The sequence below is a fragment of the Methanobrevibacter sp. genome, assembly GCF_017447225.1.
In the GTDB taxonomy this organism is placed as follows: domain Archaea; phylum Methanobacteriota; class Methanobacteria; order Methanobacteriales; family Methanobacteriaceae; genus Methanocatella.
The window spans coordinates 16,619-37,509 of sequence record NZ_JAFSNZ010000009.1 but is presented as its reverse complement, the minus strand read 5'-3'; the positions used below and the strand labels follow the sequence as shown (position 1 = coordinate 37,509).

Below are 20,891 nucleotides of genomic sequence, written 5' to 3'. Positions count from 1 at the left end.
AATTAAATGATGAAAAAAAATAATGGAATAAATGAAATTATTCCTTGATTGATCTGGCGAGTTCTGCACCTTTGTTGAATGCCTCTTCAAGAGCATCCTCATCAGGAACAAAAGTGACATCCAAAGTATCAGTTACAGTAAATCCTGCAGCTTCCAAGTCAGTCTGGAGTTTTTTGACAGCTCCTCCACCCCATCCTTTGGATGAGAATATCAAAGCATTTTTCTCACTGGTGGTTCCTTTGAAGTTAACGCAGTCCAACCAATACATCATATTACCAATACGAGGGAAAGGCTTGTTCATCATTGTAGGAGCACCTAAAGCGATAGCTTTAGAATCCAATATATCAGTAATGACATCATCCGGTCCGTCAAGCTGCATAAAGTACATTGCAACCTCAACACCTTCGCTTGCAATACCTTCAGCAATCTGGTAAGCCAATTTCTCAGTTGAATGGTGCATAGTATCATAAATAACAGTAATCTTATCTTTGCAGACACCTGAGCCCCATTTAGCATACAAATCAACAATAAATCCAGGGTTTTTCCAGATTTGACCGTGACATGGAGCAATCATCTTAATCTGGTCCACAATACCGTTATCAGTTAGCTCCTGCAATTTCATCCTGAGCATTGGAGAACCCAAGGTTACAAGATTAGCATAATATTTTTGTGCTTCTTTTTCCAAAATATCTAAAGAATAATCCTCATCAAACCTTTTGGAATGACATACGTGCTGACCGAATGCATCGTTTGAGAATAATATGCCTTCTTCAACCAGGAAAGTGAACATGCTGTCAGGCCAGTGCAACATAGGAGCGGATACGAACGCTAAAGTTCTTCCTCCAATGTCGAGTTCATCACCTGTTTTAACAGTGTTGATTTCCAAGTCTCCAAAATTGTGGTATTGCTGTTCCAAAAACTTAGCACAATTAGGGGAAGCATAAATTTCAGCTTCAGGATTATATTTTTCGATAGTTTCTCTCAAATGAGTGGAATGATCCATTTCAGAGTGGTTTTGCACAAATACGTCAATTTGGATATCTTTTCCTTCCTGAGCAAAAGCATCTTCAATTCTTCCGTATAACTGATTATCCAATCCACCATAGACATTATCGATTAATACAGTTTTTTCTTCACCAAATACCAAGTATGCATTGTAGGTGGTTCCTGGAATTCCATATCCGTGGAAAGTTCTGCTGTTCCAGTGGAGAGCACCAACCCAGTAAACACCTTCTGCGATTTTTGCCGCTTTAGCTATCATAATAAAATCTCCTATAAAAATTTCAGTTATTAAAAATTATATTTCTGGTAATATATAAAAGTAGTTGAAAGTTTATTTTAGCATATAAACGTATACAGAAAAAAATAGTATTTTAAATAAATAAGGATAAATTTGTATTAACAAATTTTGGCACAACCCTATTCAATATAACTATTGGTTTGCAACATGCAACCAAACATCAAAAGATGTTATTTATTAATTTTAAATTCAAATATAAAAAGGCATTTATAGTCCAATCAAAAAAAAGAAAGAAAAAATAATGTCTAAGCCAACATTATTGATTTTACGATATCTTTTGCCACATCCATCGCATCAGACGTGTCAAAATCATCATCGGCATCAACATCATTATCCATTACAATAACCGTATAATTCTTATCATTCTTGTTTAAGAAAAACGCTGAAGCGGCACCCTTATCTTTGGCATATTCATTCAATTCATACTCGAAACTTCCTGACTGAGTGCTTGAAACTTTTGTTTCGACATGAGTTGATTGGGTGAAATTAAAGCCCTGAGCACTTAAAAATGAATTTACAGAATCATTGCCTGTGATTTCACTGGTTATGATAATCTGCTCCCCACCATTGCGTAAAACCACACTGGTATTGTTGGTCTGATTGACCTTGAAGTCATCATCTGCAAACTGCAGATCAAATCCATCATAATTAACTTCCTGAGCATATGCAAAGGCGGCACTGCCCAATACTAAAAAAATTGCCATCAAAGAAAGAATAGTTTTGTTTTTCATTTTTTCCCCTCCTATAATAATTATATGATATGACACACAATATATAACTTTGAGGTTTAAAAAATGAAAAGAATAGATTTACATATGCACAGTTTATTTAGTGACGGTGAATTATTGCCTTCAGAACTAGCCAGAAGAGCTTTGAAGCTGAATCATGAAGTAATAGCAATTACCGACCATGTTGATTATTATAATGTTGATGAAATTCCAAAAATTCAAGCTGCAATTGATGATATAAACTCAAAATGGGACATTACCGTCGTTTTAGGCGCTGAAGTAACCCATGCTCCGGTAGAATCAATTGACGGAATAGCAAAAAGGGCAAAAGAGCTTGGAGCTAAAATCGTAGTGGTGCACGGTGAAACATTGAACGAACCCGTGACTCCGGGAACTAACCTTGCTGCCGTACAGTCCAAATATGTGGACATTTTAGGCCACCCTGGACTTATTACAAAAGAAGAAGCTGAACTTGCACTTGAAAATGACATTTATCTGGAAATCAGTGCACGTAAAGGACACTGTTTGGGAAACGGACATGTTGCAAGCATTGCACGTGAAGTTGGAAATAAGCTTATCGTCGATACAGACACTCACTCACCTGATGATTTGATAACATTTGAAAAATCATATGAAATAGCTAGAGGTGCCGGTTTAAGCGATGAGGAAGCCATGAAAGCTATTGTAGACAATCCCCGTGAACTGTTGAAAAGCAGAGGAATATTATGAAAGCATCCCAGCTACTTGAAACAATTAAAGAGGGGCTGAAAGATTATCCTATCGAATATTTAAGAAACAAGGCAACCGATGACAGATATAAGGATCCTTTGGTTAAAAAACTGGCTGAATACAATTCCAAAAGCTATGATGAAATCTATTCACTTAAAATCACTGATGACTTCGACATTAAAGACGGAGTCATAGAAAACCTTAAAAACGATATTGACTATTATTTTGACACATATGCGGGAGGAGATATTGAAACAAGGGAATTCACCAAATATCTCTCATTATATCTTGCATTGATAGCTAAAAAGCCATTACATCCATTCACTGATAACAAAAAAGATCAGGTCTATATTTTAGATGAAAAGTATTACTGCAAACAAAGAATCAAAACCATTCGTGAAAAGCAATCTCTCTGCAGATACTGTGTTTGCCAAAACGAAAGCTATTTTGGAATGTTTTAATATTTTTTAATTGATTAATAACCATAAATCAGATATTAAATTATAGAAAAACTTAATAAAGTGTTTTTCTTTAATACTATATGATGGTGATTATATGAAGATTACTTTTTTGAATCCCCCACAGACTAACTCAAAATACAAATTTTTAGGTGTTGTAGCTCCCTCATTAGGCATAGGCTATATGGCTGCAGTACTGGAAAAAAACGGTTATGATGTTGATGTATTGGATGCATCGGCTTTAGAGTTGAGTTATGATGAAATAGGTGAGGAGATTTTAAAAAGAAACCCGGATATAGTTTCAATAAGTGCCCTTACTCCAACAATAGGTGTGGCGCTTGATTCAGCCGATAAAATCAAGAATGTTAAGCCAGACACAGTCGTTGTTCTGGGAGGATATCACCCGACATTTGAATATAAAAGCGTGCTGGAAGAGCCTAGTGTAGACATTGTTGTTCGTGGCGAAGGAGAATATACAATGCTTGAACTTGTCCAGTCCATAGAAAACGGCAGAGATTTGGTTAATGTTCAGGGTCTGGCATTTCTGGATGAAAGTGATGATTCATTAATCGTTACACCGGACAGGCCAATAATTAAGGATTTGGACGAATTGCCGTTTCCGGCGTTTCATCTCTTTCCAATGGAGAAATACAGGATTTTAAATATCACAACAAATGTCGCAACCATCATTACAACCAGAGGCTGTCCTATGCAGTGCTCATTCTGTTCATCAGCGGCATTGCACGGAAATCATCTGAGAAGAAGGTCATACACTAATGTCTGTGATGAAATAGAAATGAGACTTAAAGAGGAAAATATCGATACCATCGCATTTATGGATGATACTTTCACATTAAACAAGAAATTCGTCAGGGATTTCTGCAATGAAATAAAAAGAAGAAATCTTAAATTCTGGTGGGGCTGCACTTCAAGAGTCGACACTTTGGACGAAGAGATTCTGCAGTTAATGAAAGATTCCGGCTGCATAACCATATTTATCGGTGTTGAAAGCGCTGACCAGCAAATGCTTGAAAAAATGAACAAAAACATCACAATATCAAAAACTAAAAAAGCATTCAAGTTAGCCCGTAAGGTTGGAATCAGAACAATAGCTTCATGCGTAATCGGAATGCCTGAGGATACCAAAAAATCAATTCAAAAGACAATTGATTTTGTAAAGGAACTGAATCCAAATTATGCATTATACAGTCTAGCTACCCCATATCCGGGAACTCGCTTTTATAATGAAACATTTAAGAAAAATCTGATTCAAATCAAAGACTGGTCAAAATTCACTTTAATCGACCCGGTTTTAGAGACAATTGACTGCTCCAGTAATGAACTTAGAAGCATACAGAAAAAGGCATTTCTCAAATTTTATTTAAGACCAGGTTATCTTATAAAACAGGCTTCTCAGGATGGAATGATACTTTTAAAAACAATATTTGGGATTGCAAAACAACTCATATCCCGTCAGACAAACGGAAATACTGATTACAATAAAACAAATGTGAATAAATAATGGATATTAATAATATCCATCTTATTTTAAAACTTTATATGTTAAAATTAAATCTTTTCCTAAGGTGAATGAGTCTGTTAACTCCAGATTGACTCCCTCATCCATTGTAGCAAAGCCTTCACCGTCAAAGAGTGTTTTAGCATTAACACCGCCGACCACTTTTGGTGCCACACAAATTCTTATCTCATCAATCAGACCTTCTTTTATCATTGCAAAGTTCAGGGTTGCTCCTCCTTCAAGCATCAGTTTTTTTATTCCATGACCTGCCAGGTAATCCATCAGTGCAGTCAGATCCACTTTTTTATCACCACTGAAGAAGAATTCAACACCTCTCTGTTTGAAAACGTTATATCTGTCGCTTACCATAAAATCATATTTGAATTCATTGGCTGCGGCAATTATAGTTTTTGCATCCTTATTTGTAATGCGAGCAGCTATCGGGGTTCTGCATCTGCTGTCTACAACTACGCGAACAGGATTGTCTTCCGGATTTGCATCAACTTTATGAACAGTGAGCCTTGGATCATCTGCAAGGACTGTTCCTATTCCCACCATAATTGCATCCACTTCTTTTCTGAGTTCATGTACCCTTTTTAAGTCCTCTTCTCCAGATATGTTTGAACTGTTGTTTGCAGTTACTATTTTTCCGTCTAGTGTCATAGCTGCATTTAAAATAACGTAAGGTTTCATCAAATCATCTCATATGTGATAGAACATCTCTTTAATTTGAAGGAAGTTTGCTAATGTCTGATTGCCTATTACACCAGGCATTGTAAGTGCAACAAATATACCTAAAATACCAAAAATCAAACCGATTCCCCAGATTATGCGAACGGCCTGTTTTTCAGTAATAGGTTTTCTGATTACAAACCTGATTAATGACTTGAAACCTGTTTCAGGCCTTATCAGTTTACCGTCGTCACTTACCTGTGTCGGTTTGAACTGCTGGCGCTCCATTACACCTGCACTGTAGAATTTCATAGCTGCATCAATAATATTCGGCATAAGAACAATAAGTGCAATCAGCTTTACACGACCGATAAATGCTATTGATACGATTGCAGCACCGATAATGAGTGTACCAGTGTCACCGGGGAAAATCTTTGCCGGATACTTGTTATAGTACAGAAATGCAATCAATGCTCCAAGCATACTCATGCTGACAATGGTTACATCATATTTTCCTAAAATAATACAAGCAATTGTAAGGGATGTTAGAGAGATTATACCTAAACCTGATTCAATACCGTTAAGACCTGCAAGCATGTTAGTCAGGTTGGATCCGATTGAAAGTGCAATCGGAATGGAAATCAGGTATAAAATACCGACATTTGCCGGAGCAGCCCAAATCAAAGGAAGACCTGCTAAAAACAGGAGGAACAATTTTTCTTTAGATGATAATACTAGCAAATCATCAGCAATTCCAATAATTCCTACAAGTAAAATTACAATCAGAACAATACACAATGGAAATGCAAGAATGTCGTGCATATAAATTCCTGAAAACATTCCTATGGTAAAACCGAAAAGGATTCCGAATCCTCCCATTTCAGCAACAACAGGATGCCAGGACTTATGCAAGTCCATTCCTACAATATCAGCATCTTTTAACTTCTTAATAATCCTGGGCATTGATAATCTGGTGACTAAAAAAGAAAACAGGCCACAGATTATAGCTATAACATATAACGGCAGTTGAGGCAATATCATCATAACAATCACTTATAATATATTTATTAATAGTTAAAAAAATAATTTGCGATTATTTTTTATTCAAAATATAATAGACTGTCCTAACTGGAATATTTAATTTTTCAGATATTTCCTTAGGTTTAAGGCCGGACTCCTTTAGAGATTTGACCTCATCATAATCATATTTTTTGGTGTTGGTATTCAGTTTGGTCTTGTTTCGTCTAAGCAAATAGTAAACCCTATTTACAGTGATGTTTAAAATTTCCGCAATTTCACGAGCCTTATAGCCTTCGCTGGCCAAATCCAACAGTTCCTGCTCATAATCACAGTCCTGCTTTGAAGCACCCCAGTGATATTCCTTGGCAACTTCAATGTCAAGCTGGTTTAAAGCCTGAATATAATCATTGGAAGTTCTGTTATAAACGCTTGGAGAACATGTAATCTTTTCAAGATTGGGATAATCCTCCAGGAGATTCATAATCATAAATGAAGATAATGCTCCGGTAATATGAATTGATGTTACATCCTCATCCATAGGCATTACCTCTTAATTAAATCCAGGAATTTTTTAGACTTGTCGGATTTAGGATTTTTAATGTTTTCTATATGCTTGATTTCCTTTTTGATTTTGGATTCATTTACATTGAATGAATTGCTTATAGCTTCAATGTCAATGTCACTGTTCAGATGAAGGTGTGCCGCTCCTAAAGCAGGATGGTTAACCTTAATGTTTGAATTTTTCATCAGTTTCTCAAATTTGAATTTCTCATATAAAATCAGGTCCTTCTGGTCCACATCCAGAATTCTAATATCGCTGAACTGATTTAGAGTGTCTATTACGCGAGGATATCTTTTTTGGAAAACTTTTCTTTGCTGACGGTCAAGCTCGACACGTATATAAGGGAACGGTCCGGTTGTAAGCTTACGGTTTGAAACGGATGTGGTTAGATAATATCTGAAAATATCCCAGCTGATAAGTGCAGGAGCAATATCTTCAAAAATAGTTCTTTCAATCGTTTCACGAGTTTTCAGATCCCTTTTAAGTGAACGGTTAAGTTCACCATGACGGTCAAGGTAACGAAGACTTTTAAAACTTTCATTAATTTTGTTTTCTCTCCAGTTTTCGATTTCTGCAATGTCAAATGAATCTATGAAGTTTGGAGTATAATTGCTATACTTATGAACGATTTCATCATACTTGTTGATTCTTTTAAAGTCAGTCAGCTGTCTTTTTAGGATATCGTCACGAATTGAGCTGATGATATCTTCAGCATAGCGTACATAACCTAGAGCCACAGCTGTTCTTGCATGCTTATCATCAATAATTGCAGGTTTTGTCCTGTGGAACTCCAGTTTCTCAATCCTTACATATTTCCCATAGGTTTTTCTAAGTTCCTCTTCATAATTGTCTACGAATTCCGAATCAAAAGTAACTCTTTTTCTTAACCAGCGATTATTCTTATCCTTATATCTAAATAACGGTGCGATGGTTTTTACATGTCCGGTACGTTCCTGTTTAAGTGCATTGATAACTTTCTTAAATGAATTTCTGCCAGATTTTGATAATTCTGCCATCAATACACGATAGTTACCGGACAACGGCAAATATGGGATAATTTCAATTCTGTAAACATTCTGTTTGCTTATTTTAAATGAAAATGATTCTGCTTTACAGCTGCATTTGCCATTGAGCTGTTTATATTCGGAAATTGAATATTTTTTATAGCATGAATTGCACTTAAGATATCCGAATTGCTCAAGATGACCAATTGCTATTTGATGTGAGTCAATAGCTGATTTTACCCTGTCCAGAATATTTTTTTTGGCATTTGCCTTGTTTCTAAACATCTGGTTGTGGCGGCTATTTTCACTTACTTCATCCAGGGAAACTTCGCCTACAGATTTGTTCCCATATTTATTCAGGGAAGCGAATGGAGTGCCGTATCCCTGCACTTCCATATCTTTTCTAAGTTGCTTTAATGTTTCCAATCTGTCATCCAGCTTAAAGTAGAGGTTTTTAAAATTATCAAACTCTTCAATATTATCCAAACTAATATTATCAGAAGCGATTTCTTTTAAATATTCCTCAGCTTTAATTACTAAGACAGATTCTTCCATGTTAATCAGATTTTATTGAATTTGCTCACCGATTTCACAATCGTCAGGTGAAAGTAATGCGCCGCTTTCACCGGTTGCTAAAAGCATACCTTCAGATAATGTTCCAAAGAGTTTTGCAGGTTTTAAGTTAACCAATACTGCAACTTTTCTGTCGATTAACTCTTCAGGAGCATAGAATTTGGCAAGTCCTGCGACAATTTGTCTGGTTTCATCACCGATATCCACCTGCAATTTCAATAGTTTATCGGATTTTTCAATTTTTTCAGCCTCTTTGATTTGGCCGATTCTAATGTCTACTTTGTCAAAGTAATCAATATCAATAATATCACTCATAGTATCTTCCTCTTTTTCTTTTAAGTTTTCCTGTAATTTTTCTTTTTGATCGTTTATTACATCATCTTCGATTTTTTTGAATAATGGCTTAGCCTTTTCAATTTCATAGCCTTCTTCAAGGTGTACTTTAGCGTCTTCCCATTTGCTTACATCAGCCAAATTCAATATTTTAGCTATCTCGTCAGCTTTTGTAGGCAGGAAAGGTTTCAGTACATATGCCAGGCATTTTGCCAATTGATTTGATAAGTATAATGTATTGGCTGCCTTTTGAGGGTTTTCCTTAACAGCTTTCCAAGGTTCCTGATCGTTGAAATACTTATTTCCGATTTTAGCTACCTTAAATATTTCAAGCAGAGCTTCTCTGAAATCATAATTGGCTATTAATTCACTGACTGTGTCAGGCAACTTCTTAATTTCAGCTTCAAATGCCAAGTCTCCATCTGATGCATCCTTATATTGCGGAACTTTGCCGTCAAAGAACTTGTGTGTGAATGTGAATGTTCTGTGAAGCAGGTTTCCGATTACGTCTGCAAGCTCATCATTGTTTCTTCTTTGGAAATCATCCCATGAGAAGTCTGAATCCTTGTTTAAAGGAGCGTTGATTGTGAGATAGTATCTGAGCAAATCAGGTTCGAAGTCTTTTACAAAATCAGATATCCAGATAACCCAATTTTTACTGGTTGACATTTTCTCCCCTTCAAGGGACAGAAATTCGCCTGCATAAATCATGTCGGGCTTTTTGCATCCGTATGCAGTCAAAAGACCCGGCCAGAAAATTGAATGGTGGTAAATGATGTCCTTTCCGATGAAATGGACTACATAATCATTCCAGTAGTCCTCCCATTTGATACCGGTACTTCTTGACCATTGGGCTGCTGAGGAAATATAGCCTAAAAATGCCTCAATCCAGACATATAAAACCTTACCTTTAGCCTCATCCAAAGGAACAGGAATTCCCCAATCCATATCTCTTGTTAAAACCCAGTCGTTCAAACCTTCCTTAAGCCAGTTTGATGCGTAGTTTTTAACATTTGCAGGAAGATTATCATTGCCGTTAATGTAATCAGTTAACTCTTTTTCAAATTCAGACAGTTTAAAGGCATACTGATAGGTATCCTTGATTACTGGTGTATTTCCACAGGTCAAACATCTTGGTTCATCTAATTCAGTTGGCTCAAGCGCTCTTCCGCATTTTTCACAGTGATCTCCACGAGCCTCGCTGCCGCATGCAGGACACAGACCTTCAACATAACGGTCAGGCAGGAACTTCTTACAGTTTTCACAATACAGCTGCTGAATGTCAAGCCTGTAAATCAAACCCTTATCGTAAAGGTCCTTAAAGAAATTCTGAGCAATCTCATAATGGATTTCATCAGTGGTTCTTGTAAAGTTATCCAAAGAGATGTTCATTGATTCGACATCAGCAACAATCATGTCATGATAACGTTTAGAAATCTCAATCGGTTTTTTATTCTCTTTATCTGCCTTAACTGCGATTGGAGTTCCATGTTCATCAGTAGCACAAACCATCAACACGTCATTGCCAATCATACGGTTATACCTAGCAAAAATGTCTGCAGGCAAATAAGTGGAACGTATATGACCCAAATGACACGGACCGTTCGCATAAGGAAGTGCACATGAAATAAATATCTTAGTCATCTATTGTTCTCCTAAATTTTTTAAGCATAAATATATATGTTATTCATACTTTATAAAGTAATATTTTTTTAGGAATTTAGTCAAATCAAAAAAATAGAAAAGAAGAATTGATTAATGAACAAAAAGGCATTAATTGCAATATTTTTTAAAAAACTTTGATAATAAAAAAAAGAAAAAAATATATTATTCGGAGATTGGAAATTCATCCAAAATATTATTGAAGAATTCATCATCAAACTCCAAATCCATCATACTATAGAATGCACGTAATCTATCCATACCAGTCAATATATATGGATTATTAATTTCTTTTTTAACTCTTTCGCGTTCTTTAGAATCAGTAATTTTTTTGAATGTTTTAAATTCTGAAAAATACATATCTGAATTAATGGTCATGGTAATACTCCTTTTTAGTTAATTGTATATCATTTATGTTTTTATCATTTATATATTGATATGAACATCCCATATAAAAAATCACAATAATCATCTGTCAAATTTTCATTTAAATCTAATGTATTAGCTTGTTCCCAAGCTGAATTGAATAATTCTATTGAAGCAATATTAAGTTCTAACATTAATTTTTCATCAACACATTTAGATTTAAAAATCCATAATTCATTTTTACTTGCAATTAATTCAAAATCTTCAAAATTTCTCATTAAAATGCCAAAATTTTTAGCGGAAGGTGGAGAAAATACATACGGAGGCTGATTATGTATTGAAGCAATATGTTTACCTTTAAATTCATCAATATCAAAATTTAAAATTACTTCATCTAATTTTCCAATTGCACATTTAAGAACTTCACCAGTAATATAATCAAAATATATAACACATTCAAAATTCAAATTAGCAGTTTTTCTAATAAATTCATCAACTGTTTTAAACGAATCATCAGTGAATTCATTGGGCAAATCACTTCTTCTGATAGAAGGCACATTTTTTATTTCAAACTGTTTGTATTTATCAACATCTGATTTTGAGTCTAAAAATGTAACTAAAAAAATAATTAAATTTAAAATAAAATTTTTGATTTTCATAAATTTAAATTGTTTCATATCAAGTAAAAGTTTTAATTATAACTCCAAATAAAAAAATACTTATCCAATGAATCAGTGAGAACATTTTACATGATTAAAGCAATATTTCACAATTATTACAATCGAAAATTACCTCCACAGGGAAATATTGCTTTCAAAAATAAGTTAATTTTTTAATATATGAAACAAAAATTAAAAAACATGGCAGAAATTTCATATATTAACCCATTATCAAATGAAGGAAGAGAAATCATAAGAGATTATGGTGATTTAAATCAGCTTGAAAAAGAAGATGAATACCTTATTGAAGAGGTAATCCACACCACAAATCAGAAAATCTCAGATGACTCATTAATCCCAAAATCATATAAGGATTTGGCATTTAAACGTATGCAATGGGCAATCGAAAAGAAAAACAATAAAAATTTCAACCAGAATGAATTCGAATACCTTACAAATGAGGCAATATTCAAACAGGACGTTGTAATATTCCACACTCTCTGCCAGGCCATTGCAATACAGTTCAATATAGGTTCAAGGGAAACCAGGCTTTTTGTTGAATCCCAAGGCATTCTGATTCAGGAAAGACTGGCCAAACTCACCCCATCATCAAGAGAGGAAATAATAGATGAAATCCTTGATGAGATTAAAGTGGACGGATCAATCAAATGGAGCTCACTGAAAGATGTAATAGCTACCAAAAAATTAAAATTAAGCGAACTTCTTCTGCAGAATGGAGATTTGATACTTCAGCAGGATGAATTTTTAGACAATTATGGTGATGAGTTTTCAGACAGAAGCCCTGACAGAATGTATAATATCCTTGTTGGGGACAGCGTAAAGGAACTGATTCTTTCCCGTCTGATAATGCAGAAAACTGAAGAATATATTGCAAGAATCAAGGAAATGTCTTCAAGAGTAGAAATACATCCTGAAATTATTAAACTGTCTGAAGAGCTGAAGGAATTCATTCCTGAAGAAATAAGCAAATACAATCAATATTATGCCGGAAGTGGCGGAATTTACGGAACCGTGCAGGCAGGAAAACTTAACCCGGACGCATTCCCACCATGCATACAAAATACAGTAAATGGTGTATCTTCAGGAGGGCGTAATGATGCAATCGTGCTTCTTTTAACTTCATTTGCCTCCTATGCACGTCTTTATCCTAGAATTTTCGCATCAGATGAAAGTATAAAAGTCTCTGATGTTGATCCGGATTTGAGCATTACCCAAAATGAGATTTTACCGTTAATATTTGATGCTGCCGACAACTGTACGCCACCGCTATTTGAAGACCAGCCTCAGGAAAAGGTAAATATCATATCAAAATTAGGATTCGGAATGCACAGCGAAATTGACATCAACCACGAAGGTGAAACAACATGGTACACTCCAATGAGCTGTGAAAAAATAAAAATCCATTTGCCACAATTGTGTAAGCCGGACGGTTCATGCAAAGGAATTAACAATCCACTATCATGTTACGGACGTAAAAAGTTCCAGCTAGACAAACAGGCAAAAGAATAATTACCGATTATAATAATCATTAATCACTTGACCGTCCCTGATTTCTATGGTTCTGTCAGCCAATCTTGCGACATCCCTATCGTGAGTTACAATAATTAATGTTGCATCAATGGATTCATGGACAAATCTTAAAACATCTAGGACTTTAGCACCGGTTCTTGTATCAAGAGCGCCCGTAGGTTCATCAGCTAAAATTATTGATGGAAAATTAACCAGAGCTCTTGCAATAGCTACCCTCTGACGTTCACCACCAGATAATTTATTTGGTTTTTGTTTTTTCTTATCCAAAAGACCTACAGCCTCAATGAAGAGCAATGCCCTTCTATGTTTGTCCTTTTCAGACATGTTAGCATCCATTAGAGGAATTTCAACATTTTCCTGAACCGTCAAGTTAGGAAGCAGATTGTGAAGCTGAAATACAAAACCGATTTCATGGCGTCTGAAATCACTCAAGTCTTTCTGAGTTGCCAGATCAATCCCATCAATGATAACCTGACCTGAATCTGGAGAGTCCAGTGCACCCAGCATATTCAGTAAAGTTGACTTTCCGGATCCGGACGGACCAATAATGGACACGAAGCTTCCCTTTTCTATAGACAGGCTGATGTTGTTTAAGGCAGTTACTGCTCCGTCATCATATTGCTTTAAAACATTGTATAATATAATCAGTTCCATCCTATCACCTATTCATACCTCAACGCTTCTGTCGGAGCGAGTTTAGATGCTTTATAAGCAGGATACACTCCTCCTATGATACCGACGATAATAGTAATTCCAAATGCCAATATGAATGTTTTAGGAGTGTAGACAAGTGAAAATCCATCAGTTCCGATAAGTCTGACACCAACTTCAGCTATCAATATTCCAAAAACTGAACCTATAATGCCTGATAAAGTAGTCAAGACTAACGTTTCGCCTAAAATCATTGTTAAAATCTTTCTGCTTTTCCAGCCAATCGATTTTAAAACACCGATTTCCTTTGTCCTTTCATATACCGTCATGACCATCGTATTTATAACGCCAATTGCGCCTACAATAATTGCCAAACCGGAAATTGCAAGAGATGCAGCATCCAATATTCCAATAACCTCATCCAGCATCGAAGACATTTCCTCGCTTGTCAGTGTTGATACGTTTTCATATTTGTCTTTAATATTTTGACTGACAATTGAGTCATTGACGCCTTCTGACGTTTTAACCAAAATGGATGAGACTTCGTCCGTATCCGAAATGTTTTGAAGCTTTGAAAGTGAAGTGTAAACTCCATTGTCAAGCATCATGTTTCCTGTTTCATATATTCCGACAACTTCAAAATCATGACCTAAAAAGCTTAAGTTGTCACCGATACTGAAATTATTCAAATCAGCATATCTTGAACCTATGATAACTTCAAAGGAATCTTCCTCATAAACATCACCATCCACATTGCTAATGCCTGCCAGATTCAGCTTGGAAGCATTAATTCCATATACCGTTGTTCCCATAACAGGGCTTCTTGACTGCATGAACGACTGGTTGGACTCACTGACCGACAGCTGGCCGACAGCATCCGAAACATTCGTTACATTTTTCAATTCATCAATAAACGATGCGTTGAGAAGACCTGAAGCCCCACCAATATTAGTTGCATTGGTAACTGTAATTTCTGCTCCGCCTTCATTGAATGTTGTCTGAACAGAATCCTCCATACCTGCAGTGATAAGGCCTAATGCGACAATTGTAGCAATTCCAATAGCTATTCCGATAATGGATAGTGCACTGCGCGTCTTGTTTCTAAACGGATTTTTCAATATTAATGTAATGAACTTAATATTATCCCAACCTATTTAAAATCAATGAATAATTAATTATCTTAATGATATATAAATATTGCCCATTTCAAAAAAAATAATGGTTTAAAATTGTTCATTTTTATGCATTAGTAAAATTATAAACTGCTCTGGCTGAACTTAAATGGATTATGGTTTTCATCAGTTTTGTCATAATACTTATTTAAAATAGCTGATTCCCACATATTATAATTCAGCTGATCGTTTTGGGAGAATCTGTAAGCCAATATTCCGATATTTCTAGAATCCTCATCGATATCATTGTCCTGACAGAATATGCTTACCATATCCGGTGCAAACTCTGAAGGCTCATCCTTCATAAACTCCAAAAACTCTTCATACTCTGTTTTTGAGAAAAGCTCTTCCGGCTCAATCGGATAATCACTTGATTTTATGGTATACAATTCAATGTACATCATTGACTGCAAAGGCATCTGGTTATGCTCTATTGACAGTCCTCTGACTTCACCGGTTTCCAGATCAAGTATGGTATGACCTGTCTTTTGGGTTGGAAACCAATTGTCATATGCAGGCTTTACAATATCTTCAGGAGATAAGCCGGACAATATCGTCTTTAAGTGTTCAGTACCGATTACTTCAAATATTTCTTCCATATTTAATATTTTAAAAAATAGTATATAAATAGTTTAAAAAATCACACTTCACTAAATAATAAATACTTTAATAAAAATAATTCATATTATGTTTTCTAAAGCCACCATGAAAGAAAGACGCCAATACTATCGTGAGGAATGGAGTGAAAAGGACCTTCCTGATTTCATAAAAAATGGAATTAAAAAGCGTGAGTTTGGTTTTGACCATAATGGAAACGGTCCTAACGATAGGTATAAAACTTTCAGAGGAACAGATTCACTTAGAAAATTCCTTAGATATAAGGCGCCCTTTGCTGCATATATTTCAGTAGCTTTTTACAATGAGCCTAGAAGAAGGCAGGACTGGCAGAAAGCAGAATACATTTTTGATGTTGATGCAAAGGACATTCCAATAAGGTCATGCAACTGCGACAGCGTCTGTGAAATATGTCTGGGCGAGGCTTTAGAAATTGTAAATTCATTGATTGATACACTGGAAGGTGATTTGGGACTGGACAATATCCATCTCATTTATTCCGGAAGAGGATATCACATAAGAATTCTTGATGAAGAGATGATGCTTGCAAACAGCGAACTGCGCTCTGAAGTATTGAAATATGTCGCAGGAGCCGAAGTTCCAAAGTCACAGTTCATAAATACTGACATTTCAAACAAGGCATTCAATTTTGAGCATTTCTCAATTCCTATAGGATATTCCAAAATATTTACGGATAAAATGAAATATAACGTTCAGCATCTGACAGGCCAGGAAGAGCTTGACGGAATCAATCCTAAACTTATGAAGGATATACTGAAAGCCAGACATCACCTTGACAATGACGAATGGGGATACTTTAAAAGAGATATCGGCCCCAGAAGATATAAGAATCTAGTTGAAGCAATGGCTCGCGTCAACCTGGCAACCATTGATGCCAAAGTATCAATTGATTTGAAAAGGATTTTAAGACTTCCTTCATCACTTCATTCAAAAGTCAGCATGAAATGTATGGAAGTTAAAAACAGAGAAACCTTTGATCCGTTTAAAGAGGCAGTGCCGAAGTTTGTTTATGAAAGGAGTGATTAAATATGGATAATGTTTTAAGAGAGATTTTTCGTGAAAATCAGTATTTTGAAGAGATGAATGAAAACAGGTTTGTTCCGGAATATTTGGGATTGATAGTTAACGGAGTTGTTATTTACAATGTAAACTGGGTGGATATCGTCGATAAAGAATTGGTTTTAATGAATAAGGATATCCAGACACATCCGATAGCTTCATTAATGCTGGAAAACCTTAATTCATTGATGATTATTACAGATAGTGGGATTAAAGAAATATTATAATATTACTCTTTAAATATTTTACAGATTTCATATATAAGTTATCCACAGGTAATATCAATATATTCATATATAAAAAAATGACAGTTAATTTCAAACAATTTAACCCCTCAAATAAGCACTAATAGTTGCATTTAGTAACTTTTTTTGAGAATGTGAATATTCTTTTGAAGAATCCTTAAAATTTATCAATTTATCCGTTTCATTTATTAAAATTCATCAATACTACTTTTATATTTTCTATTCCATGAATTAACTTTATAACCATAATAATCATTTTTAAAATTTACTCTAAGACCTCTTGCAAATGTTTTCCAAAGTTCAATGATGGGATCTCTTAGGAAATTCCAATATCTGTTAAAATTATTCTCATCATTTATTAAGTCCAAATTTGTGGAGAATTTAGAGAATAAATCATTATATTCATTAAAATAATTTTCACATGGAAGTTGAGCTTCACAATCACAAAAAATATCAATATAATTATCAACATCAAAATAATTAGAAGATCCGATAGTATTGGCTGTATTAAAAATTTGATATTTAAATGAATACATGAAGGAATAAGGAGCATACTCTTTATAAATATATTTATCTAAATCATTAAACGATTCACTGCTTAAAATTTGATTTGTGAATGTTTCAATTTCAGAATAACTTGAAATAATATTATTCTCAATATTGAACTCATTATAACACTTATCGCTGAGCAATACAGAATTAAGATTAACATTGCATTTTGGCAAAATATTTAATTACTTAACTTTTCCATTGACAACAATATTTCCGGATTTAATGTGAATGCTTCACCAAAGCATTCATTTGCTTCATCAAATCTTTTCAAGCTATTCAACAGTATTCCTTTCATCAGATAAGGGAAAGGGTCATACGGATTTAATTTTATTGCTTTATCAACAAGCTCGAAAGCTTCCTTTTCTTTTCCCAATTCCAGTGACGCCTGAGCCTTTAAAAGCATGATTTGTAATGTTCCATCATCATTTAAATTTATTATCCTTTCACAGACTTCCTTTAGCTTCTCATCATCTTCCAGGGACTCATAGACTATCGTTAGTGTTGCAAATACATCGAGATTTGTAGGGTCTAGTGATATTACCTTTTCTGCATATTTCAGTGCATCATCTATCATGTCCAGTTGTATGCAGCAGAAAATCAGATTAGTATAATCTTCAATATCTGCCTTTTCAAGCTTTATCAGTTTTTTAATGTATTCACAGCATTTCTTAAAATCATGGCCGATATATGCATGGTAGGACAGCTGTTTTAAAACCAAGTCGTTTTCCGGGTCCAATTCCAATACTTTTTCAAGATATTCGACTTTTTTTTCATCATCTTCAAGTGATGCATAACACGTTGCTATCAGAACATATGCTTTAAGCATTTCACCATCGGAACAGTCTTTTAAATATACTTTTAGTGTGGTTATGGCTTGTTTGTATTTTTCTAATTCGATTAATGCTTCGGCTTTTTTAAAAAGTAGTGTTGATGCTTTTTGTGGGTTTTCAAGAATCATTTCATCTATCAGTTTTATCATTGCATCATAATTTTTTTCTTCTTCATAATGGTCTAGTAACTTCTCACTCATAAGTATATATTATATTTTTATGATATTTATAAGTTGTGTATAAAGTATTAAAAAAATAATAATAACTAGTCTGAACTCAGACATTTAGAAATAATTTGTGAACTGATTTCCTCTACTGATTTATCCCCGTCAACAACATTCCAATTGTAAGTAAACTTTTTGGATTTGTTACGTGCTTTAATAAGAGATTCCTTGTTTTCAAACATTTCAGTATCCTCATCCCTTGAACCTATTCTTCTTAATGATTCTTCAGGAGACACGTCCAAAAAGAACATGCAGTCTGATGTAGGAAGAACAAAGCAAACGATTTTATAGACAATCATGTTCACCACGTCCGGAAGATACATGACCGCAAGAACATATCTTGAAAAAATCAGAACATCAATACTGTCATCATGTGAGTATTTTCGAACAGACCTGATAGCGTCAAGACCAAAATAGATTGTAGCTTTCAAATGATTAATCTTACCGGTTTTTAGAAGAGCTTCCTTGGATTTACGGCCATATTTGTTATCATTGCATGGATGTGAACGTACAACAACGTTCTTTCCCTGTTTTTTATATGCTTCAGCCAGTAAATTTATTTGAGTATCCTTTCCAGACCCGTCAAGGCCGTCAATTGCTATGAATTTCATGATAAGTCACTGTTAATTAATGATAGATATGATAAACTACTTTTATTTCAATTAGTCAATCGGATAAAATTCAGTGTATTTGGAATTTCTCTCGATAGGATTTCTGCCAAGATTTCTTACAATCCTTCCCAAGGTATCGATGGATGCATCAACACCATCTGGAGCACCTGAAGCCTCAGAAAGTTCATCTCCACCTAAAGTACCGCCCAAATCGTTAGCACCTGCGGTAAGTGAAACCTGAGCGAATCTGAAACCCATCTTTACCCAGGAAACCTGAATGTTTGGAATCAAATCCCTCAACATCAGTCTGGCAACGGCATATAGCTTCAAGTCTTCAGTTCCCGTTGCACCGAGATTTGACTGGCCTTCAAGAAATATAGGTGAATACTCGTGCATGAACGTCATTGGAATGAATTCCGTGAAACTGTGGGTCTCTTCCTGCAGGCGGCGAATAACATCAATGTGTTCAACACGTTCCTCCAATGTCTCGACATGACCGTACATGATTGTGGCTGAACCCGGAATTCCGACTTCGTGTGCAGTCCTCACTATATCAATCCATTCGTCAACGCTGACCTTTTCAGGACAGATCAGTTCCCTTGAACGGTCAGTCAGTATTTCAGCAGCAGTTCCGGGTAAAGTATCCAAACCTGCGGATTTTAGTCTTTCGCAGGCTTCGGCAATATCAATTCCTGATGCTAAAGCCGCATCGCTGATCATGGTAGGTGAAAAACCGTGAATCAAAACATTAGGATATTCCCCCTTAAGCAGCTGCAGCAAATGCTCATAGTATTCAATGTCCGCTTCAGGATGGACTCCTCCCATCAGACAGAATTCATGGGCACCCCTTTCAACAGCCCCCTCAGCCTTTGCAAGAATCTGCTCATCATTTAATATATAAGCATCAGGGTCATCCTCATCCTTTCCGAAAGCGCAAAAGCCACATTTAACTGTACAGATATTCGTGAAGTTGATATTGCAGTTGTTAATGAATGTAACATTGTCGCCAACAATTTCATGCCTTAAATAATCCGCTGTAGCAATCAACGGATAAAAATCAGAACCTTTAATATTCATCAAGTAATTTGCTTCTTCAACAGAAATTGCCTCATCCAGAGATTTGGTTAAGATTTTTTCTGTTTTAGAAGAAATTGGTAGTTTATCAAACATAAATATAAATAAGTAAATAATTTAATATATATGTTACTATTATACATTAATTTATAAAATAAAGTGTACAACATTGTACAATATGAAAATAAAGAAATTAAAAAGATGATAATATGGATAGTACAGAAGCTATTTACAATGGTCTGAAAGATGCCGGAATTGACTTTATCGTAAGCGTTCCATGCGTCAACTTATCTAAATTATTAAATATGATTGATGAAGACAAAGATATAATCCATATTCCTGTGACAAGGGAGGAAGAAGGAATAGGATTATGTGCCGGAGCTTATCTTGGCGGCAGGAAAACTGCAATACTGATGCAGAACTCAGGGCTTGGAAACTCAATCAATGCATTGAAATCTCTAACTGAACTGTACGGATTTCCTTTACTGATGGTAATGAGCCACAGAGGAACTGAAGGGGAAAACATCTGCGGACAGGTCCCGATGGGACAGTCCACGCCTTTGATACTGGAAGCAATGAATTTTAATTTTTTCAAACCGGGAAATCCTGAAGCGGCATATGAAGACATAAGAAACTCTTGGGAACTGTCCGAACAGGAAGGAAAACCTGTATCAATACTATTGGAAATTAAATACTGGTGA

The 20,891-nt window shown here is 35.2% G+C and carries 23 protein-coding genes; 7 read left to right on the top strand and 16 right to left on the bottom strand.

Annotation, left to right across the window (positions count from 1 at the left end):
* Positions 1-37 precede the first annotated feature (37 nt).
* Together IJQ68_RS00635 and IJQ68_RS00630 are read right to left on the bottom strand one after the other, a co-directional pair.
* Positions 38-1,261, bottom strand: coding sequence for an FprA family A-type flavoprotein (locus tag IJQ68_RS00635; RefSeq protein WP_292795606.1), 1,224 nt, complete (start codon positions 1,259-1,261; stop codon positions 38-40).
* 284 nt (positions 1,262-1,545) lie between these two features.
* Positions 1,546-2,031, bottom strand: coding sequence for a hypothetical protein (locus IJQ68_RS00630; protein ID WP_292795604.1), 486 nt, complete (start codon positions 2,029-2,031; stop codon positions 1,546-1,548).
* A gap of 63 nt (positions 2,032-2,094) precedes the next feature.
* Between IJQ68_RS00630 and IJQ68_RS00625 the strand changes: the two genes are divergently transcribed.
* The 3 genes from IJQ68_RS00625 to IJQ68_RS00615 all read left to right on the top strand — a co-directional run bounded on the left by IJQ68_RS00625 (position 2,095) and on the right by IJQ68_RS00615 (position 4,737).
* Positions 2,095-2,757 (top strand): histidinol phosphate phosphatase domain-containing protein, encoded by a 663-nt coding sequence (locus tag IJQ68_RS00625; protein WP_292795602.1) that lies wholly within the window; start codon positions 2,095-2,097, stop codon positions 2,755-2,757.
* The gene (locus IJQ68_RS00620; protein ID WP_292795599.1) at positions 2,754-3,218 is read left to right on the top strand and encodes a DUF2115 family protein; all 465 of its coding nucleotides are present in this window, start codon (positions 2,754-2,756) and stop codon (positions 3,216-3,218) included. Before IJQ68_RS00625 ends, IJQ68_RS00620 begins: the two co-directional genes overlap by 4 nt.
* Before the next feature lie 94 nt (positions 3,219-3,312).
* A complete protein-coding gene (locus tag IJQ68_RS00615) occupies positions 3,313-4,737 on the top strand; it encodes a B12-binding domain-containing radical SAM protein (protein WP_292795597.1) in 1,425 nt (474 codons plus the stop codon).
* Positions 4,738-4,758: 21 nt separating this feature from the next.
* Here the strand turns inward: IJQ68_RS00615 and IJQ68_RS00610 are convergent, their stop codons facing one another.
* From IJQ68_RS00610 to IJQ68_RS00580, 7 genes are all read right to left on the bottom strand, one after another.
* Complete coding sequence (locus tag IJQ68_RS00610; protein WP_292795594.1) at positions 4,759-5,427, bottom strand: 2,5-diamino-6-(ribosylamino)-4(3H)-pyrimidinone 5'-phosphate reductase; 669 nt, start codon at positions 5,425-5,427, stop codon at positions 4,759-4,761.
* A gap of 9 nt (positions 5,428-5,436) precedes the next feature.
* Entirely contained in the window at positions 5,437-6,450 is a 1,014-nt protein-coding gene (locus IJQ68_RS00605) for a glycosyltransferase 4 family protein (protein WP_292795591.1), read from the bottom strand.
* A gap of 49 nt (positions 6,451-6,499) precedes the next feature.
* Positions 6,500-6,964 carry a hypothetical protein gene (locus IJQ68_RS00600; RefSeq protein ID WP_292795588.1) on the bottom strand — a complete coding sequence of 155 codons (465 nt, stop codon included), beginning with the start codon at positions 6,962-6,964 and terminating at the stop codon, positions 6,500-6,502.
* A gap of 5 nt (positions 6,965-6,969) precedes the next feature.
* Positions 6,970-8,547 (bottom strand): DUF530 domain-containing protein, encoded by a 1,578-nt coding sequence (locus IJQ68_RS00595; RefSeq protein ID WP_292795586.1) that lies wholly within the window; start codon positions 8,545-8,547, stop codon positions 6,970-6,972.
* Between the two features lie 12 nt (positions 8,548-8,559).
* Positions 8,560-10,542, bottom strand: coding sequence for a methionine--tRNA ligase (metG, locus tag IJQ68_RS00590; protein WP_292795583.1), 1,983 nt, complete (start codon positions 10,540-10,542; stop codon positions 8,560-8,562).
* Between the two features lie 183 nt (positions 10,543-10,725).
* Positions 10,726-10,938: a hypothetical protein gene (locus IJQ68_RS00585; protein ID WP_292795581.1), complete on the bottom strand. Its 213-nt coding sequence runs from the start codon at positions 10,936-10,938 to the stop codon at positions 10,726-10,728.
* A 44-nt stretch (positions 10,939-10,982) separates the two neighbouring features.
* Positions 10,983-11,585: a hypothetical protein gene (locus IJQ68_RS00580; RefSeq protein ID WP_292795578.1), complete on the bottom strand. Its 603-nt coding sequence runs from the start codon at positions 11,583-11,585 to the stop codon at positions 10,983-10,985.
* A gap of 201 nt (positions 11,586-11,786) precedes the next feature.
* Here IJQ68_RS00580 and priL point away from each other — a divergent pair, with 201 nt between their 5' ends.
* Complete coding sequence (priL, locus tag IJQ68_RS00575; protein ID WP_292795576.1) at positions 11,787-13,115, top strand: DNA primase large subunit PriL; 1,329 nt, start codon at positions 11,787-11,789, stop codon at positions 13,113-13,115.
* Here the strand turns inward: priL and IJQ68_RS00570 are convergent, their stop codons facing one another.
* The 3 genes from IJQ68_RS00570 to IJQ68_RS00560 form a co-directional block, all read right to left on the bottom strand.
* The gene (locus tag IJQ68_RS00570) at positions 13,116-13,790 is read right to left on the bottom strand and encodes an ABC transporter ATP-binding protein (protein WP_292795573.1); all 675 of its coding nucleotides are present in this window, start codon (positions 13,788-13,790) and stop codon (positions 13,116-13,118) included.
* An 8-nt stretch (positions 13,791-13,798) separates the two neighbouring features.
* On the bottom strand, positions 13,799-14,905 hold the full coding sequence (locus IJQ68_RS00565; RefSeq protein ID WP_292795571.1) for an ABC transporter permease: 1,107 nt from the start codon (positions 14,903-14,905) through the stop codon (positions 13,799-13,801).
* A 137-nt stretch (positions 14,906-15,042) separates the two neighbouring features.
* Complete coding sequence (locus tag IJQ68_RS00560; protein WP_292795569.1) at positions 15,043-15,558, bottom strand: hypothetical protein; 516 nt, start codon at positions 15,556-15,558, stop codon at positions 15,043-15,045.
* An 88-nt stretch (positions 15,559-15,646) separates the two neighbouring features.
* Here IJQ68_RS00560 and priS point away from each other — a divergent pair, with 88 nt between their 5' ends.
* The gene (priS, locus tag IJQ68_RS00555) at positions 15,647-16,621 is read left to right on the top strand and encodes a DNA primase catalytic subunit PriS (protein ID WP_292795567.1); all 975 of its coding nucleotides are present in this window, start codon (positions 15,647-15,649) and stop codon (positions 16,619-16,621) included.
* Between the two features lie 2 nt (positions 16,622-16,623).
* Positions 16,624-16,881, top strand: a complete 258-nt coding sequence (locus IJQ68_RS00550) for a hypothetical protein (RefSeq protein WP_292795565.1) — start codon at positions 16,624-16,626, stop codon at positions 16,879-16,881.
* Positions 16,882-17,087: 206 nt separating this feature from the next.
* On the opposite strand, the gene IJQ68_RS00545 is transcribed toward IJQ68_RS00550, so the two are convergent.
* From IJQ68_RS00545 to cofH, 4 genes are all read right to left on the bottom strand, one after another.
* Positions 17,088-17,624: a hypothetical protein gene (locus tag IJQ68_RS00545; RefSeq protein ID WP_292795563.1), complete on the bottom strand. Its 537-nt coding sequence runs from the start codon at positions 17,622-17,624 to the stop codon at positions 17,088-17,090.
* 5 nt (positions 17,625-17,629) lie between these two features.
* Entirely contained in the window at positions 17,630-18,481 is an 852-nt protein-coding gene (locus IJQ68_RS00540; protein ID WP_292795560.1) for a lipopolysaccharide assembly protein LapB, read from the bottom strand.
* Between the two features lie 65 nt (positions 18,482-18,546).
* Complete coding sequence (locus tag IJQ68_RS00535; RefSeq protein ID WP_292795558.1) at positions 18,547-19,116, bottom strand: thymidylate kinase; 570 nt, start codon at positions 19,114-19,116, stop codon at positions 18,547-18,549.
* A gap of 51 nt (positions 19,117-19,167) precedes the next feature.
* Positions 19,168-20,286, bottom strand: a complete 1,119-nt coding sequence (gene cofH, locus IJQ68_RS00530; protein WP_292795556.1) for a 5-amino-6-(D-ribitylamino)uracil--L-tyrosine 4-hydroxyphenyl transferase CofH — start codon at positions 20,284-20,286, stop codon at positions 19,168-19,170.
* Between the two features lie 113 nt (positions 20,287-20,399).
* Between cofH and comD the strand changes: the two genes are divergently transcribed.
* On the top strand, positions 20,400-20,891 hold the full coding sequence (comD, locus tag IJQ68_RS00525; protein WP_292795554.1) for a sulfopyruvate decarboxylase subunit alpha: 492 nt from the start codon (positions 20,400-20,402) through the stop codon (positions 20,889-20,891).